We start from the raw sequence: 1,161 nt of genomic DNA on the forward strand, positions 1-1,161 counted from the left end.
TGGGCTTGACCAGGGGGAGGGGCAGGACTACGCGCTGAGGAGGTGCCCTGAGGGCTCCTACGCGGCGTACTTCGACCTTGACGACGAGTACAACGCCTACTTCCACAGATCGATAGACTGGGGCATGGTCACGGGCATCCAGAGGCCGCTGTTCTACCTCACTGCTAAGGAGTTTGCAGTGGAGAGAGGAGGCTGGAGGGACGCTGGAGGGACCTTAACGTGGCGGAGGACGTGGAGTTCTTCGCAAGGGTTGGGCTTAACTATCACTTGCCTGTGCCTCTTAGAGAGCCCTTGACACGAAGAGCCCATGTAGGGCACCTACTAGACGACGCAGCTCGTTACGGCGTCAGCGGCGCGGGCAAATTAGTCAGAACGGTTAAAAACGTCCTTAATCTCATCCGCGGCAATGGTTTCACCTACAGGGAGTTCGCTTCGCTCCCGACCTAGGCAGGAGGCCCCTCCTACGCCTCGCAGCCCCCCCTCCCCGACCTACTTGGTTGCTCTCGTTAAAGGTATATACAGGTATGACGTAGGGCTTAACAACCATGACCTGATGTTCAAGAATATGGTCGTAGGGCTCGTAGACCCAGTCAAAGAGATCAATGCAGACTATGACCATATCGTGTTCTCAGTTTTACTCTAGATCGCTGAGAGGCTTGGGCTTAGCTGGTGCTAGAAAGGTTCAGGTCTGCTAACCTCAAGCCCTACATCTGTGACCAGGGGGGCTCAAAGATGCTTGTTGGCGTGGTCTCAGAGGGTGTCCTGCAGGCCTTAGACTTAACCGGCTGTGTCATGGTAGAGGAGCCATGACCAGATCTCTGTCGTCATCCCCACTCTATGTAGGCCTGAGATAAGGGACCTCCTCTTATCCCTGAGGCTTCAGAGGAGAAGGCCGGACGAGGTGATAATAGTTTACAGCTGTGATATGAACGTAATAAGGCATGTAATAGAGGATTACTTCTTACCTGTAGAGGCCCGGCCCTAGAGGGGCGCAGGAGTTATCGGGGCTGTAAATCAGGGCCTTGAGCTGGTTGAAGGTGATGTTATTGTATTTTTGGACGACGCAGTGGCTCCCTCTTATCTGTTACTGAGGTATGAGGGCCTGCTGGGTAGGCTCCATAAGAGCTTCGCAGGGGGCCTGCAGCCGCGACATACTTTATG

At 54.5% G+C, this 1,161-nt stretch carries 1 protein-coding gene and 1 pseudogene; both read left to right on the forward strand.

What is annotated here, in order from left to right:
- Window positions 1–295: pseudogene (locus ACP5H1_RS08440) on the forward strand (hypothetical protein); the annotation flags it as partial.
- 374 nt (window positions 296–669) lie between these two features.
- Window positions 670–810 (forward strand): hypothetical protein, encoded by a 141-nt coding sequence (locus ACP5H1_RS08445; RefSeq protein WP_427974081.1) that lies wholly within the window; start codon window positions 670–672, stop codon window positions 808–810.
- Window positions 811–1,161: the final 351 nt, after the last annotated feature.

Source organism: Acidilobus sp., assembly GCF_049973875.1.
Lineage (GTDB): Archaea > Thermoproteota > Thermoprotei_A > Sulfolobales > Acidilobaceae > Acidilobus.